Annotated in this window: 8 protein-coding genes; 7 read left to right on the top strand and 1 reads right to left on the bottom strand. The window is 60.1% G+C overall.

Annotated features, from left to right (window positions below; genetic code table 11):
* Positions 1 to 96 precede the first annotated feature (96 nt).
* The 3 genes from EYD00_RS15670 (at position 97) to EYD00_RS15660 (ending at position 2805) form a co-directional block, all read left to right on the top strand.
* Entirely contained in the window at positions 97 to 1782 is a 1686-nt protein-coding gene (locus EYD00_RS15670; RefSeq protein ID WP_034496957.1) for a GMC oxidoreductase, read from the top strand.
* Positions 1782 to 2342: a gluconate 2-dehydrogenase subunit 3 family protein gene (locus EYD00_RS15665; RefSeq protein WP_006698388.1), complete on the top strand. Its 561-nt coding sequence runs from the start codon at positions 1782 to 1784 to the stop codon at positions 2340 to 2342. Before EYD00_RS15670 ends, EYD00_RS15665 begins: the two co-directional genes overlap by 1 nt.
* A gap of 67 nt (positions 2343 to 2409) precedes the next feature.
* The gene (locus EYD00_RS15660; RefSeq protein WP_004445382.1) at positions 2410 to 2805 is read left to right on the top strand and encodes a c-type cytochrome; all 396 of its coding nucleotides are present in this window, start codon (positions 2410 to 2412) and stop codon (positions 2803 to 2805) included.
* A gap of 68 nt (positions 2806 to 2873) precedes the next feature.
* On the opposite strand, the gene EYD00_RS15655 is transcribed toward EYD00_RS15660, so the two are convergent.
* Complete coding sequence (locus tag EYD00_RS15655) at positions 2874 to 3737, bottom strand: LysR substrate-binding domain-containing protein (RefSeq protein ID WP_034496955.1); 864 nt, start codon at positions 3735 to 3737, stop codon at positions 2874 to 2876.
* A 254-nt stretch (positions 3738 to 3991) separates the two neighbouring features.
* Here EYD00_RS15655 and EYD00_RS15650 point away from each other — a divergent pair, with 254 nt between their 5' ends.
* The 4 genes from EYD00_RS15650 to EYD00_RS15635 all read left to right on the top strand — a co-directional run bounded on the left by EYD00_RS15650 (position 3992) and on the right by EYD00_RS15635 (position 15352).
* Entirely contained in the window at positions 3992 to 9925 is a 5934-nt protein-coding gene (locus EYD00_RS15650; protein WP_034496953.1) for an Ig-like domain-containing protein, read from the top strand.
* 542 nt (positions 9926 to 10467) lie between these two features.
* Positions 10468 to 11898: an NAD-dependent succinate-semialdehyde dehydrogenase gene (locus tag EYD00_RS15645; protein WP_045531540.1), complete on the top strand. Its 1431-nt coding sequence runs from the start codon at positions 10468 to 10470 to the stop codon at positions 11896 to 11898.
* Between the two features lie 395 nt (positions 11899 to 12293).
* On the top strand, positions 12294 to 14045 hold the full coding sequence (locus EYD00_RS15640) for a type I secretion system permease/ATPase (RefSeq protein ID WP_034497587.1): 1752 nt from the start codon (positions 12294 to 12296) through the stop codon (positions 14043 to 14045).
* A gap of 2 nt (positions 14046 to 14047) precedes the next feature.
* Entirely contained in the window at positions 14048 to 15352 is a 1305-nt protein-coding gene (locus EYD00_RS15635; RefSeq protein WP_045531514.1) for an HlyD family type I secretion periplasmic adaptor subunit, read from the top strand.
* The last annotated feature ends 460 nt before the right edge of the window (positions 15353 to 15812 follow it).

Genomic DNA, 15812 nt, shown 5'->3' with positions numbered 1-15812 from the left:
ATGAGGTTCGACAGACGCATGTCCATTTTCCGCCGCGCCGCGACGGGAAGCGCTTTGCCCTGTCGTTTTTTCCAAGCTCACATCGGAGGAGTTATCATGGCAAACAATCATTATGATGCGATTGTTGTCGGCTCGGGCATCAGTGGAGGCTGGGCCGCAAAGGAACTCACGCAGAAGGGCCTGAAGGTTCTGATGCTGGAGCGTGGCCGCAATATCGAACACGTCACCGACTATCAGAATGCCGACAAGGAAGCCTGGGACTACCCCCATCGCAACCGCGCCACGCAGGAAATGAAGGCGAAATATCCCGTTCTCAGCCGCGATTATCTGCTGGAAGAGGCGACGCTTGGCATGTGGGCCGATGAGCAGGAAACGCCCTATGTCGAGGAAAAGCGGTTCGACTGGTTCCGCGGTTATCATGTCGGCGGCCGCTCGCTGCTGTGGGGACGCCAGACCTATCGCTGGTCGCAGACCGATTTCGAGGCCAATTCGAAAGAAGGCATCGCCGTTGACTGGCCGATCCGTTATGAGGACGTGTCCCCCTGGTATGACTACGTCGAGCGCTTCGCCGGCATTTCAGGCAGCCGCGAGGGGCTGGACATCCTTCCTGACGGGGAATTCCTGCCGCCCATTCCTCTCAATTTCGTAGAGCAGGATGTCGCAAGCCGGCTGAAGAAGGCGTTCAAGGGCACGCGCCACCTCATCAATTCGCGCTGCGCCAACATCACCCAGGAACTTCCCGATCAGGAACGCACGCGCTGTCAGTTCCGCAACAAATGCAGGCTGGGCTGTCCCTTCGGCGGCTATTTCAGTACGCAGGCATCCACCCTGCCGGCAGCGGTCGCTACGGGAAATCTCACGCTTCGTCCCTTCTCCATCGTCAAGGAAATCCTTTATGACAAGGACAAGAAGAAGGCACGCGGTGTCGAGATCATCGATGCCGAGACAAACCTGACCTATGAATATACCGCCGACATCATCTTCCTGAACGCATCGACGCTGAACTCGACCTGGGTGCTGATGAACTCGGCCACCGATGTCTGGGAAGGCGGGCTTGGCAGCAGCTCCGGCGAACTCGGCCATAATGTTATGGATCACCATTTCCGCATGGGCGCCACCGGCCAGGTGGAAGGTTTCGAGGACTTCTATTTCAAGGGCCGCCGTCCGGCGGGCTTCTACATTCCGCGGTTCCGCAATACCGGTGACGATAAGCGCAAATATCTGCGCGGTTTCGGTTATCAGGGCTCCGCCAGCCGGTCGCGCTGGGAGCGGGAGATCGCGGAACTGAATATCGGCGCCGATTACAAGGAAGCGCTGACCGAGCCGGGTGGCTGGACCATCGGCATGACCGCCTTCGGTGAAATGCTGCCCTATCATGAGAACCGCGTGAAGCTGGATCATGAGAAGAAGGACAAGTGGGGCCTGCCGGTCCTTTCCATGAATGTCGAGATGAAGCAGAACGAACTCGACATGCGCGAAGACATGGTCAATGACGCCGTCGAGATGTTCGAGGCGGTCGGCATCAAGAACGTCAAGCCCAGTCGTGGCAGCTATGCGCCGGGCATGGGCATTCACGAAATGGGAACGGCCCGCATGGGACGCGACCCGAAAACCTCTGTCCTTAACGGCAACAACCAGGTCTGGGATGCGCAGAACGTCTTCGTCACCGATGGCGCCTGCATGACTTCGGCCTCCTGCGTCAACCCGTCCTTGACCTATATGGCGCTGACCGCGCGTGCGGCCGATTTCGCCGTTTCCGAACTGAAGAAGGGGAACCTGTGATGAACAGACGCGAACTGCTGAAACTCATAGCCGTTGCGACCGGCCTGCCGCTGATCGGTGCGGATATCCTGACAGCCGCCGAAAACGCTGCCAGGCCCGCCGGGGGTGCCCATGTCTTTACGCCCGAGGAAATCCGCTTTCTGGACGAGGTGGCGGAAACCATCATTCCGCGGACCTCCACGCCGGGCGCGAAGGACGCGGAAGTCGGTGCATTCATGGCCGTCTATGCGGCCGATTGCTACACTGACGAACAGCGGACACTCTTCCTTTCGGCCATTTCCGACATCGAGAAACGCAGTCAGGCCGAACACGGGAAGGCCTTTGTGGCTTTGACCGCCGAACAGCGCCAGGCGCTGCTTTCTGTGCTGGACAAACAGGCCAAAGCGGAACAGTCGCCGGCAAAACCGCATGCTTTCACGCTGGTCAAGCAGCTGACACTGCTTGGTTTCTTCACCTCGAAGATCGGCGCCACGGAAGTTCTCGTCTATGACGAGATTCCCGGTGGCTTCGAGGATCGCGTTCCCTACAAGAAGGGCACGCCTGCCTGGGGCACGACCTGAAGAAAATCGCCGACCCGTCTGCTTCCGTGGACGGGTCGTACTCAAGCGGCAAGACAAGGATGACACGATGCGCAAAATAACAATCATCGCGGCGGCAATGTTTGCCGCAAGCGCCATTCCTGCTTTTTCGGAGGGCGATGTTGCCAAGGGCGAGGCCGTCTTCAAGCGGTGTTCCGCCTGTCACGCCATCGGTGAGGGCGCTAAAAACAGGGTCGGCCCGCAGCTTAACGGGATTATCGGCCGCGCGGCGGGCGGCGTGCCGGACTATACTTACTCGGCCGCGATGAAAAAAGCGGGCGAGGAAGGCCTCGTCTGGACGCCGGAAGAATTGCGGGCATTCCTGAGCGCGCCCAAAAAGAAAATCCCTGGCAACAAGATGGCGCTGGCCGGCATCAGCAAGCCGGAAGATTTGGACAATCTCATTGCCTATATTGAAAGCGCGGCTTCGAAACCTGCAGAGTGATGGCGGCCGAGGCGGGGGAGGATAGGCTGATCCTCCTTCCGGCTGCTGCCGGGAGAGGACGGCCAATGTCATAGAACCCGCCCCGCTTCCTCGATGAATCTTCGCACCAGCGGCAGATGTCGTCTTTCGGCAAGGCAGATCGCATATTCATCGATGAGTTCGGTGGCATCGCAGAGCGGCACGAAGGAAAGGCGCGCGTCGTGACCGAATTCCAGATCGGCCACCACGCCGCATCCCACACCGTTGGCGATGGCTTCTCGCACGCCCTCGCGGGATGAGATTTCTATGACGGGCTGGATGGAGATGCCGTGATCGGCAAGGTTCTTTTCGAAGATTTCGCGGGTGCGCGATCCCCGCTCTCGCATGACGAAGGACAGGCCTTCAAGCTCTGCCACGAAGACGCTCTCCCGCGCCGCCAGCGTGTGAAAGACGGGCACGCACAGGCCAAGCCGCATGCTGAGGAATTTGACGCCATAGAGGCGCGGATCATCAGGTGCACGGGCGGTAATGGCGACATCGGCGCGATAATCGATGATCTGTTCCATCACCCGCGCGGAATTGTCCACCGAAAGCGAAAAGGTAAGCTGCGGCCGCTCGGCCTTCAGGCGCGAAAGAATAGGCAGCGGCAGCACGGGACCATCGGCTGCAACGCGCAGATGCCCGCCCGCAAAGCCCACATCACCGCGCAGGAAGGCCTTGGCCTCGTTTTCCGCCTGAAACAGGCGCGCGGTGATTTCGAACAGGCGTTCACCCTGCGGGCTGAGGCTCACCCCCCGCGGTTTTCTTTCCAGAAGGTTCACACCGCTGATCGCCTCCAGCTCGCGCACATGGGCTGAAAGGGTGGATTGGCTGATCGCCATGTCCCGCGCGGCCTGAGAAAAACCGCCCGATTGCGCGACGATGTGAAAGGCCTTCAGCTGGGTGGTCGACATGAGATCCTGTTCTGCCGGCGCTAGCGCCGTGTGCGCCTTCCTTCTGCCGTGCGATTATCGGCGAAAACGCTGACAACACCATGACGCCCGCGGGAAGGCTTCGTTTACCCTGTGGCGTAACCGATGGCGGCCATGGGAAATCGCTATGGCGCGTTTACACTTTGTTAGGAATTCGTCATCCGGGCGTTAGCCCCTGCCTCTAATCGTGCCGCCATGGCCTCGGCCAATCCGTTTCACGCAAAAAGGCCCAAGAGATGACGACTTCGCAAAACTCGATCGCCAACCCCATCGAAACCTCTTCCGACTGGCTGCTGAAGATCCCGGACCTCTCGCAGCAGCAGAGCATTCTCGTTTCGCCCGGTGGCACCGGCACGGTAACGTCCTACAGCTTGGTATATGACGTCTATTTCCCTTCGGGCGGCTCCACCGAATGGATACCCTTCCTTCAGACGGATCTTACCAACAGCAACGACGGTGACATTTTTGGCTCTGCAAGCAGTGCCAGCTACGGTATCGGCATCGGCGGTAATTATCGCGGCACGGCCAAACTGGATGCCTGGAACCGTGTTGGTGTCACGATCGAAAAGAATTCGAACGGCACCGTTTCGATGAATAAATACGTCAATGGCGACTATATCGCGACCCAGCAGATATCGTCCAATCCGGGACGCTTCGCCATCGACCTGTCCAAAGGCTTCCTGATCTTCTCGGATGAGGATGGCGATACATCTCCCGGCTATCTCAGCAATTTCCTCTTTCTCCAGAAAGTGCTGACGAAGGCCGAAATGTCCTATCTGGGCGCAGCAAAAGCATCGGGTATTCTGCCGGATGTAATGAAGCAGGCGGCAGAGCAGACAGGCGCTCTCGAAGTCCGTTTCTCGGAAGGCTCGGCCGCACCCGCAATCGGCACGGGAACGATTACCGCAAAGGGCACCACGCTCGAATTCACGACGCCTGCAAAGGCTAACGTCCTTGGAATTGGCGAGACGGCCCCTGTCGATCCGTCGGCCGTGGCAAAAACCGCCATGATCAAGGACATGATGGTGACGCCCGACGCGGCAAACGTGACGATCGATCTGTCGAAGTACTTCTCCGGCGAAAAGCTTACCTTCACCGTGCAGAACAGCGAAAACAAGGTCGTGAATGCGGTCCTTGCGGAAGGCAACAAGCTGACGCTTGACTTTGCCGAACTCGGCCATTCCGACATTCGTGTGACCGCGACGGACGCTGCCGGCAAAAGCATGGCCGACGACTTTCGTGTGCGTGTGGCCGGCCCGAACGCCTATACGATCGCGGTTTTTCCAGACACGCAGGACTATACCTCGAACGATGGCATAAAGCATCTCTTCGGCGACATGACGCAGTGGCTGGTCGATAACCGCCAGAGCCACAACATCGTCTTCATGAGCCATGTGGGCGATATCACCCAGAACAACCAGTCGTCCGAATGGGATATTGCCGAAGCTGCGCTGCGCAAGCTCGATGGCAAGCTGCCCTATGCGCTGCTTCCCGGCAATCACGATCAGGGCTCGTCCGGCAACGCCGCAAACCATTCTTCCGACCAGCTGGACAGCCGTTTCTCGGCTGCAAAGCAGGCGGCGACCAATGCCGGCACCTTCGGGGGCGCTTACGATCAGGAACAGGCCGCCGCCCGCAACACCTACAGCACCTTCACCGCGCCTGATGGGACCAAGTGGTTGTCCATTTCGCTCGAATTCGGCCCGCGCGACGACGTGATCCGCTGGGCGGGCGATGTGATCGAGAAGTTTCCCGACCATCGCGTGATGCTCGCAACGCATTCGCTGACGAGCTATGCCGGCCGTCAGGACAATCTGGCCTTGCCGCTCTATGACGAAGGCGCCGGCTATGATTATGGCATGCGCACCGACCAGCGCGGCGCAAACGACGGCGAATATGTCGCCCGCGTCTTGTTGTCCCGTTATCCGAACATCGTCATGACCTTCTCCGGTCACATCTTCGGCGATGGCGCAGAAACCGACATCACCTACAACCAGTATGGCGAGCCGGTCTTCCAGTTCCTGGTCAACTACCAGAACGGCGTATCCCGCGAAATCACCGGTAACGGCATCGAGTCGCGCGGCAATAACGGCGGCAACGGCGCGATACGCCTGATCACCATCGATCCGGACAATAACCGCATCTCCACCGAAACCTACTTCACCGCCTTCGACGATTACCTCGACGGTTACCGCAGCAAGCCGGAAATCGATCGCAACGGCCTGACCGGTTATTATCGCGGTCATCAGGAAGTGTTCGAAAACGTCTATGTCGGTGCAGGCAAGGCGCGCGCCATGGCCGATGCCGGTGACGACATCGTCGCCAGTGCGGCAACCGGTGCATCGAAGGCAAGCGTTAACCTCTCAGCGGCCAAATCACTGCTGTCGGCAGACATCAAGAAATTCGTCTGGACGGACAAGAACGGCGATGTGGTTGCCGAAGGCAAGGAAGCGGTTGCCGATCTTTCGCTCGGCAGGCACAAGCTGACGCTGACGGCAACCGACGCCAACGGCGTCAAGACCACCGATAAGATTGACGTTCTCGTTCGCGGCGACCGCACCCTGCTGGTTGAAAACTTCAATGACGGCAAGGCGGACGGCTGGGCCACCAATTTCGGCGCGACCGATGGCAACACCGGCAACTTCCTGCTCAAGGGCACGGTATTTTCGCGCTCGAGCACAACGGATGGCCTTGCCGCTCCGGAGGCAGCGCTCTTCGACCAGAGCGATGCGACCGGCAACAAGCTTGTTTATATTGGCGGGCAATCGGCCGGCTGGAGCGACTATGTCCTGGAAGCGACGCTCATCCAGCTCGATAATGACGCAATCGGCGTCTACTTCTATTACAAGGACGCGAACAACTACTACCGCTTCTCGATGGATGGGGAAACGAACCGCCGCCAGCTGATCAAGGTTTCGGGCGGCAATGAAGTTCTGCTCGCTTCGGTCAATGAGGGCGTCCAGTATAATATGGAGCTTCCGCTGACCGTCTCGGTCGTCGGCGGCGTCATCAACGTCTTCCTGGGTGACAAGAACGTCTTCGGCGGCCCCGTCGTGGATGCGACGTCGCCGCTCTCCGGCGGCACGGTTGGCGTCTATTCCAGCGGTCAGCGCGCCTCGGTTTTCGATGACATCGTCGTCACACGCGCGGTCACGACCGCCAAGGCCGGGATCGACCAGCGGGTCTACGACCTGGATGGCGATGGCAAGGCTTCCGTCACGCTCGATGCATCCGGCTCCTTTGGCCCTGAGCATCTGACTGGCTTCGTCTGGACGGACCTCGACGGCAATGTCGTCGCCACAGGCAAAAAGGTCGACGTCGCGCTCGATACCGGCATCAACAGGCTGATCCTGAAGGTCACCTCCGCCAACGGTGCCGTTTCGACCGATCGCGTTGATGTTACGGTCGTGGAGAAGGCGAAAATTCTCGTTGCCGAGGATTTCTCCTCCGCTGAGGCCATGGCGCGCTTCAAGATTGTTGACGAGGGTGAGTTCGGCGGTATCGGACCGGATGGAAAGTCCTCTGAGTGGCTGATTTCCAACGGCAGGCTGGTTCAGACAACCGAGCTTGCAAGCCGTGAGCTGACCTGGAGCGGCGCAACCAACTCCGACTACTGGAAGCGTGGCTGGAGCCCGATGGGGGACGGCGTCAACGTGCTGCGCCTTGGCACTTATGCGCTCTTCAACGACCCGGCAGCGCTGGCATGGACCGACTACGCCATCGAAACAACGTTCCAGACACCTGACAAGGACGGTCTCGGCTTCCTGTTCCGCTACAAGGACAGCAAAAACTATTACAAGCTCGAACTGGATGCCGACGGCATTCTTGATCGTACCCCGAGCAATGGCGCCGGCAGCATCTTCAATCTCGTCCGGATGCGAAACGGCATCGAGGAAATCCTCGCTCAGGTGCCAGGCAAATATGAGCCTGGCCAGGATACGAAGCTGCGCGTCGAGGTCATCGGCGACAAGATCACCGCTTTCCTCAACGAAGAGGCGCTGTTTGCCTATCCCATCGGTGATCGCGAACTCGACGCGGGTACTTTCGGCCTCTATTCCTGGGGTAATAAGGGTCTGGCCTTCGACAATCTGACGGTGGTCAATCTGAAATCCGGCCTCGAGGCGGGCACAACCATCAACGGCACGGAAGCGCGCGACACCCTCGTGGGTACAGATGCCGATGAAACGATCTTCGGCCACGGGGGCGATGACCGGTTGATCGGCAACGCCGGCAACGACCGCCTGGCCGGCGGCGATGGCAACGACGTGCTGATGGGCGGGGCAGGGCGTGACGCGCTGTCCGGCGGCAACGGTGACGACGTGCTGTTTGGCAATGAGGGCAACGATATCGTCTCCGGCGGTCTGGGTGACGACGTCATCGAAGGCGGTACCGGCAACGATCTGCTGCTGGGCGGTGATGGCTCCGACACCTATGTCTATGGCCGCGGTGACGGCTCCGACGACATCGTCGAGACCTCTGGCGCAACGGGCGACAAGGACATTCTCGTTCTGCACGATATTGCCAGAAACGAAGCCGTCCTGCACAAGTTCGGCGACAACGTCGAAATCGAATTCGGCAACGGTGAAAAAATCTCGCTGCGCAACCAGCTCGCTGGCGGCGGTGTGGAACTGGTGACCTTCGCCGACGGAACGCTTCTCAACCGCGATGCGATCGTCAAGGGTCTTGTCAACCGTGGCCCGGTTGCTGCTGCCGATACGCTGGCTGCAGTCGATGAAGATGCGGCATCCTTCCTTATTTCCTTCGCCACATTGCTGGCGAATGACAAGGACGCCGATCTCGACCAGCTGGCGGTGACGGGTGTCTCCCTTGTCGCGGGTGGAACAGCGGTTATGGAGGAAAACGGCATCCGCTTCACCACGGCTGCCGATTTCAACGGCACGGCGTCCTTCAGCTACAGGATCACTGACGGTCGCGGCGGTTCGAGCGAGGCGACGGCAAGCTTCACCGTCAAGCCTGTCAATGACGCACCTGTTGCCGCCTCCATCGCCGTCAAAACGGATGAGGATGTTGTCCTGAAGGGCAAGGTCGTTGCATCCGATATCGATGGCGATACGCTGACCTTCGCCATCAAGGCCGATGCCGGCGCGGCGAAGGGCGAAGTCAAGATCGACGCGGCGACCGGTGAGTGGGTCTATGCGCCGAACGCCAATGTGAATGGAACCGACAGCTTCACGGTTGTCGTTTCCGATGGCAGGGGCGGCAGTGCCGAGAGCGTCGTCTCCGTGACGATCAATCCCGTCAACGATGCGCCCGTGGCCGTAGACGACAGGATCACCGTATCGGAAAAGGATAACGCCAGCTTCGATCTGGTCGCCAATGATACGGATGTGGAGGGTGACCGCCTGACGCTCGTCAGCGTCGCAGTGGCAGGCGTCGCGGGCCTTGCCCTGACCAGCGAACAGGCAGCTGCTGCCTTCTCCGTGGTCGATGGCAAGCTGGTTGTTGATCCTTCCTCTGCCTGTGCGGCCCTGGAAGATGACCAGCAGGCGGTCGTGACGCTCACCTATACGGTCCGCGACGCCAATGGCGGCGAAGCGCACGGCACCACAACCGTGACTGTGAACGGCTACACCGAATACACCATCGTCAGCGGTACTGACGGTAACGACGTCCTGGTGGCTGGCGATGGCAAGGACATGCTGGAAGGTGGTGACGGCAACGACACGCTGCTGGCCGGTGCCGGCAACGACATGGTGGATGCGGGCGCCGGCAACGACCGTGTGGTTGCTGGTGACGGCAACGATATCGTCGAGGGCGGCGCCGGTAACGACGTGCTGATGGGCGGCGCCGGCAATGATGTTCTTCACGGCGGTGCTGGCAACGACCAGCTGAACGGCGGATCGGGCGATGACACGCTGATCGGCGGGGCGGGCAACGATGTGCTGACCGGTGGCAGTGGTGCGGATACCTTCGTTTTCGCGGCCGGCAGCGGCCGGGATGTCGTGACGGACTTCCAGGCCGGCGCTGACGGCAAGGATGTCGTCGAACTCTCGAAGGACGTCTTTGCGGATTACCAGGCGTTTATCGCCTCCGGGGTCTTCACGGATGGCGACCACGGTGCCGAGATCGCCTTCAAGGACGGGTCGACGATTACCTTCGATGGTGTGAAGACCGAGCAATTCGTCATCGACGACTTCCGCTTCGCGTAAACCACAGGGGCGCATCCATCCGGGTGCCCTTCAAATCGCGCCAAACCCGCCGATTTCGGCGGGTTTGTGCTTGAGGGAGCCTGGCAGGAGTGGCCCACCCTGTCGGCAAAGACGAAGTAAGAAAACGTCTTCGTCATTGGCTCCCGGGGGCCGGAGAGCACGCTGTCGCCAATATTGCTGCAGCGGACGTGCTGACTGGCGCTGGCGCTGGACGCGATCGCCCATATTCGGACGGCGACCTGTTGGACGGCCAGCGTCGAACCAGCTGCCGGGGAATATCTCAAATCATAATCGATGTAGGGAAGGGCGGTTTTCATCGCCGATGCGTGTGATGACTCATGAATTTTCTTGATCGATTGTCGCAAATGCACGCGCAAGATTGACGTTTTTCCGGTGCGGCGCTACCACCTGTGCCGATGCCCGTCAGCCGACGGTCATTCGCTGAAATAGCGGCTGGTCGGCGTGCTCGGGTTGTCGTGTCAAAGGGGGAACCGTCCTTGTCGCTTTATCCTGTTCTCCTCGGCAGGCTCGCCCGGCCGGATCTGTTTTCCGATCTCGCAGGCATCGCTCTCGGCGGCAAGGCTTGGTCGGGCGCGGAATTCGATGTTTTAAATCCTTCGACCGGTGCGCTGCTTGCGCGGCTGCCGGATATGGGGCCCTTGGAAACCCGGGACGCGATCGACCGCGCGGCTGAAGCACAGGGCGTGTGGCAGAGCCTGCCGGCCAAGGATAAGAGCGCGGTGATGCGCCGCTGGCACCAACTGATTGTTCTCCATTCGGACGACCTCGCAACGATCCTGACGGCAGAAATGGGTAAACCGCTGACGGAAGCAAAATCCGAAGTCGCCCATGCCGCTGCTTACGTGCAATGGTATGCCGAGGAGGCGAACCGCATCTATGGCGAAACGATTTCCGCCCCTTCCAACGATCGGCGGATGCTCGTTATCAAGCAGCCGGTGGGCGTGGTCGGCACCATCACGCCGTGGAATTTCCCAGCATCCATGGTCGCCCGGAAGATTTCGCCCGCACTTGCCGCCGGCTGTGCCATCGTATTGAAACCAGCGGAACAGACGCCGCTGGTGGCAGGGGCAATGTTCGTGCTCGCGCGGCTTGCCGGTTTTCCGGAGGGGGCGCTTAACCTTATCTATGCCAGTCACGGTGCCGATGTCGGTGCGGAATTGTGCACCAATGCCAGGATACGCAAGATCAGCTTCACTGGCTCAACCGAAGTCGGGCGGCTGCTGATGAGCCAATGCGCGCCGCAGATAAAGAAGCTCAACCTCGAATTGGGCGGCAATGCACCCTTCATCGTTTTTGACGATGCCGATATTGATGAAGCCGTGGAAGGCGCCATTCAGGCGAAATTCCGCAATGGCGGCCAAACCTGTGTCTCGGCCAACCGCATCTATGTCCAGTCGGCGGTTCACGATGAGTTTTCGGAAAAATTCGTTGCGCGGGTGGCAGAATTGAAGGTTGGCGACGGCTTCGATCCCGAGGTGACCATCGGTCCGATGATCGACAGCCACGCCATCGACAAGATCGAGGCACATCTGGCCGACGCCGGCGCAAGAGGCGGCACAATAAGGTGCGGCGGCAAGCGTGTCGGCAATGGCGGAACCTTTTTCGAACCAACGGTCCTCACCGGCGTCACCAGCGCGATGCGGGTGGCGCAGGAAGAGACTTTCGGACCTTTAGCGCCGATCATCCGTTTCGACGATGCGGAGCAGGTTGTTCGTGAAGCCAATGACACGATCTACGGTCTGGCTGCCTATTTCTACGCCTCCAATCTCAAGCGCGTGTGGCGTGTTGCCGAAGCCCTGGAATATGGCATGGTCGGTATCAATACCGGCCGCATGTCGTCGGAAGCAGCTCCTTTCGGCGGTGTCAAACAATCCGGCATCGGCCGCGAAGGTTCGCGCCACGGCATGGAGGATTATCTTGAAATGAAATATCTCTGCATGGGCGGCATATAGCGGCCGGCCGTCACGGGTTCCCGTGGATCATCGCCCTCAGTAACATTTGTGCTCCAGCGATGCTGGCTGCGATCAGCCTGTCGTTCATCAACGAGAAACGCAGGGTGGGCTGGTGAAGCAGCAGCCCATTACGAAACCGATGGCCGCCATGGGAAATCCCTATGGCGCGTTTACGATTTTTCAGGTCTCCGTCATCCGCACGTTAGCCTTTGCCGCTAGGCGTGCCGACATGGCTCTCGGGCCACTCCCGTGTCGCGAAGGAAGGCAGGAGATGACGACCTCTTCAAACATGATCGCCGGCCCGCTCGCGATGCGCTTTTTCCCGTTCGCGGAAGATTGTCACAGGCGTATTGCCGCCGGCTGATCCCGCCGCCGCGATTTCAATGGACAGTAAAATGCGTTTCCAATCCGCCAATAGTAATGTTCGTCAGATCAAGGGTGTATTTGCGGGCTGCGCCGTCGCTTTCATCGGCGTCGGCCTCATGAGCGCCCTGGTCAATATTCTTTATCTCACCGGCTCGCTGTTCATGATGGAGGTCTATGACCGCGTCCTGCCCAGCCGCAGTCTGCCGACGCTGGTGGCGCTGTTCGCCATCGTGGTGGCGCTTTACGTATTTCAGGGTCTGTTCGATGCCCTGCGCGGGCGCCTTCTGGTGCGCATCTCCGATCGTCTCGATCAGGTCCTTTCCTCGAGGGTCTACGAGGCGGTGATCGGATTGCAATTGCGCCTGCCGGTCAGCGGCGCCCAGGCACAGCCGCTTCGTGATCTCGATACAATCCGCTCTTTCCTGTCGGGAAGCGGGCCGACGGCCTTGTTCGACCTGCCCTGGCTGCCTTTTTATATTGCCATCTGTTTTGCCTTTCATTTCTGGCTCGGCGCCACCGCGCTTGCCGGCGCCGCAATTCTCACCGCGTTCACGCTGATGACCGAGCTTGTCTCCAGACGCCCCGTCGAGGAGGCCGCGCGACACGCCTCCCAGCGCAATCGGTTGATTGAAAGCGTGCGCCGGAACGCCGACATCGTCGCCGTCATGGGTATGGTTCCGCCCCTGCGCGATCGCTGGCAGACGGGCAACCGCGCTTATGTGCGCGAACAGCGCGCTGCAAGCGATGTAGCCTCCGGTTTCGGCGTGGCAAGCAAGGTGCTGCGCATGCTGCTGCAATCCGGCATTCTGGCGGTTGGGGCGTGGCTGGTCATCAATGAGCAGGCGACACCCGGCATCATCATCGCCGGCTCCATCCTGTCGGCGCGGGCGCTCGCGCCGGTGGATCTCGCCATCGCCAACTGGAAGGGCTTCATCGCTGCCCGGCAGAGCCGCCGCCGTCTCGAAAAGACGCTTGCGCTGTTGCCGGATGCCGCCATGCGCATGGACCTTCCGGCGCCCCGCTCCCTTCTCTCCGTCGAACGTGTCGGCGCCATTCCACCGGAAGCGACCGAGCCGGTTCTGCAGGATGTCGCCTTCACGCTGGCGGCCGGTAGCGCCCTTGGCGTGATCGGCGCGAGCGGTTCGGGGAAAAGTTCGCTCGCACGGTTGCTGGTCGGCCTCTGGCGCCCGCTCAAAGGCTCGATCCGGCTGGATGGCGCAACGCTGGACCAATGGCCGGCAGAGGCGCTGGCGCGCCACATCGGCTACATGCCGCAGGCAATCGACTTGCTGGACGGCACCATTGCGGAAAACATCGCCTCTTTCGACCGGCAGGCGAGTTCGGAAAAAATCATCGCGGCCGCCCGTGCTGCGCGCATCCACGACCTCGTTGTGAGCCTGCCCGATGGCTATTCCACTCTGGTAGGCGAAACCGGCCGGCAATTGTCGGCGGGGCAAAAACAGAGGATAGCGCTGGCGCGTGCCCTTTATGGCGAGCCGTTTTTCGTTGTGCTCGACGAACCCAATTCCAACCTCGATTCCGAAGGCGAAGAGGCGCTGACGGCTGCCATTCTCGGCATTCGCGAGCGTGGCGGCGTGGCCGTCATCATCGCCCATCGTCCAAGCGCGCTTCTGGCCGTGGACAAGGTGCTCATGCTCGCTGACGGACGGCAGCAGGCCTTCGGCGCCAAGGAGGAAGTACTCGCCAAGGTGCTGCGTCCGGTCGGTGGTGCGGCAGGCGCCCTCAAGGTCGTGCAGGCCACGGAAGCAGGAAAGATCTGAATATGGATGAATGGCAGACACTCAGACGCTCGATCCGCAACCATATTTTCGTTGGTGGACTGGGTTTTCTAACCCTCGTCGGCGTCTTCGGCGGCTGGGCCGTCGGCACCGAGATTGTGGGTGCGGTCATCGCGCAGGGTTCTCTGGTGGTGGAAACCAGCCTGAAGAAAGTCCAGCATCCCGTGGGCGGCGTTGTCAGCGAACTGGCCGTGCGGGACGGAGACCGGGTCAAGGCAGGCGATGTGGTCATGCGTATCGATGCGACGATGACCAAGGCCAATCTCGCCATCATCGTCAAGAGCCTCGATCAATTCACCGCCCGCAAGGCGCGGCTGGAGAGCGAGCGTGATCGGGCCGGCCGGGTGATTTTTCCGCAAACGCTGCTCGATCGCGCCGGCGATGGCGAGGTTCTGGCCATGATGAATGCCGAACAGCGCCTGTATGAAAACCGCAAGGCGGTTCGCGAAAGTAAAAAACGCCAGCTCGAACAACGCGTGCGACAGCTCCGCGATGAGATAAGCGGCATGGAAGCCGAGCGCGCGGCGAATTTGCGCGAGCAGGGCATGGTCGATGAAGAGCTCATACGCTTTCGCTCCCTGCATGAAAGGGGGCTGATGGAAAAAAGCCGCCTCAGCACACTGGAGCGTCAGGCCACGGATATCGACGGTGATATTGGCCGGCTGATGGCCGGCATTGCCGGGGTCGAAGCGAAGATCAGCGAAACCGCGCTGCAAATCCTGCAAATCGACGAACAATGGTCGGAAGAGGTGGGTTCCGATCTGCGCGAAATGGATGCGCGCATCGGTGAATATGTCGAGCGCCGGGTGGCGGCCGAAGACCAGCTGAAACGCGTCGATATCCTGGCGCCGCAGGATGGGGTGGTGCACCAGCTTTCAGTGCACACCATCGGCGGTGTTGTGGCGCCCGGCGAGCAGATCATGATGATCGTGCCGGAAGTCGACAAACTGGTGGTCGAGGTCAAGGTCGCGCCGCAGGATATCGATCAGATCTATTACGGTCAGCTGACCAACCTGCGCTTCTCCGCCTTCAACCAGAAAACGACGCCGGAAATAACCGGAACGGTGGAACGTATCTCCGCTGATGTGACGGTGGATCAGCGAACGGGCACCAGCTTTTATCTGGTACGTGTTGCCACGTCGCAAGAGCAGATAAAGCGTCTTGGCGAATTCAGCCTCATGCCCGGCATGCCGGTGGAAGCTTTCATCACGACAGGTGAGCGAAGCGTCTTGTCCTATTTCCTCAAGCCGTTGATTGATCAGGCGAACCGCACCTTCAGAGAGGCCTGAAGGCAATGGGCGAGGGGCGTAGCTAGCGAAATGGTTTGCTCAATTCTGCGATGTCATGCGCTTTCATTGGCGCGTGGCGTTGCAGTTTTCATGGGGCGCTCGGAATTTTGAGCGGTTAGGCCGCCAAGCGGCGTGATTTGGGCGTGACTATTCCGTGTGATGTGGCCCGGTGTCGTTCCATGAAGCGGATTGTATGTCCGTAACGCCCCCTTCCGCTAATCGTTGTGCGACAAACCCTAGGGGGTAGCTTCCCTTCGCAACTGCATCGCGTTCGTCGAGGCAGGTCCAACCTGGGACAGGCAGCTCATGCTGTGCCGTGTTTTTGCTTTCCGGAGAAACTGAACGGCCGTGTTGAAGCCGGGACTGGAAGCGAAGCGCCCGCATTGTGCGAGTTCCAAAAAGTTTGAATTGACCGCCTCTCGCGGCGAGGCAAAACTTGGGGCATTGGCAAGGGAGAGCA

It is taken from the genome of Agrobacterium sp. 33MFTa1.1, assembly GCF_004328495.1.
Lineage (GTDB): Bacteria > Pseudomonadota > Alphaproteobacteria > Rhizobiales > Rhizobiaceae > Agrobacterium > Agrobacterium pusense.
This window is presented reverse-complemented; position numbering and strand designations above follow the sequence as displayed.

Excerpts from the sequence above, each read along its gene's own strand:
- EYD00_RS15665 (WP_006698388.1), top strand. The coding sequence starts at position 1,782 with ATGAACAGACGCGAACTGCTGAAACTCATAGCCGTTGCGACCGGCCTG.
- EYD00_RS15650 (WP_034496953.1), top strand. The coding sequence starts at position 3,992 with ATGACGACTTCGCAAAACTCGATCGCCAACCCCATCGAAACCTCTTCC.
- EYD00_RS15670 (WP_034496957.1), top strand. The coding sequence starts at position 97 with ATGGCAAACAATCATTATGATGCGATTGTTGTCGGCTCGGGCATCAGT.
- EYD00_RS15660 (WP_004445382.1), top strand. The coding sequence starts at position 2,410 with ATGCGCAAAATAACAATCATCGCGGCGGCAATGTTTGCCGCAAGCGCC.
- EYD00_RS15655 (WP_034496955.1), bottom strand. The coding sequence starts at position 3,737 with ATGTCGACCACCCAGCTGAAGGCCTTTCACATCGTCGCGCAATCGGGC.
- EYD00_RS15635 (WP_045531514.1), top strand. The coding sequence starts at position 14,048 with ATGGATGAATGGCAGACACTCAGACGCTCGATCCGCAACCATATTTTC.
- EYD00_RS15640 (WP_034497587.1), top strand. The coding sequence starts at position 12,294 with ATGCGTTTCCAATCCGCCAATAGTAATGTTCGTCAGATCAAGGGTGTA.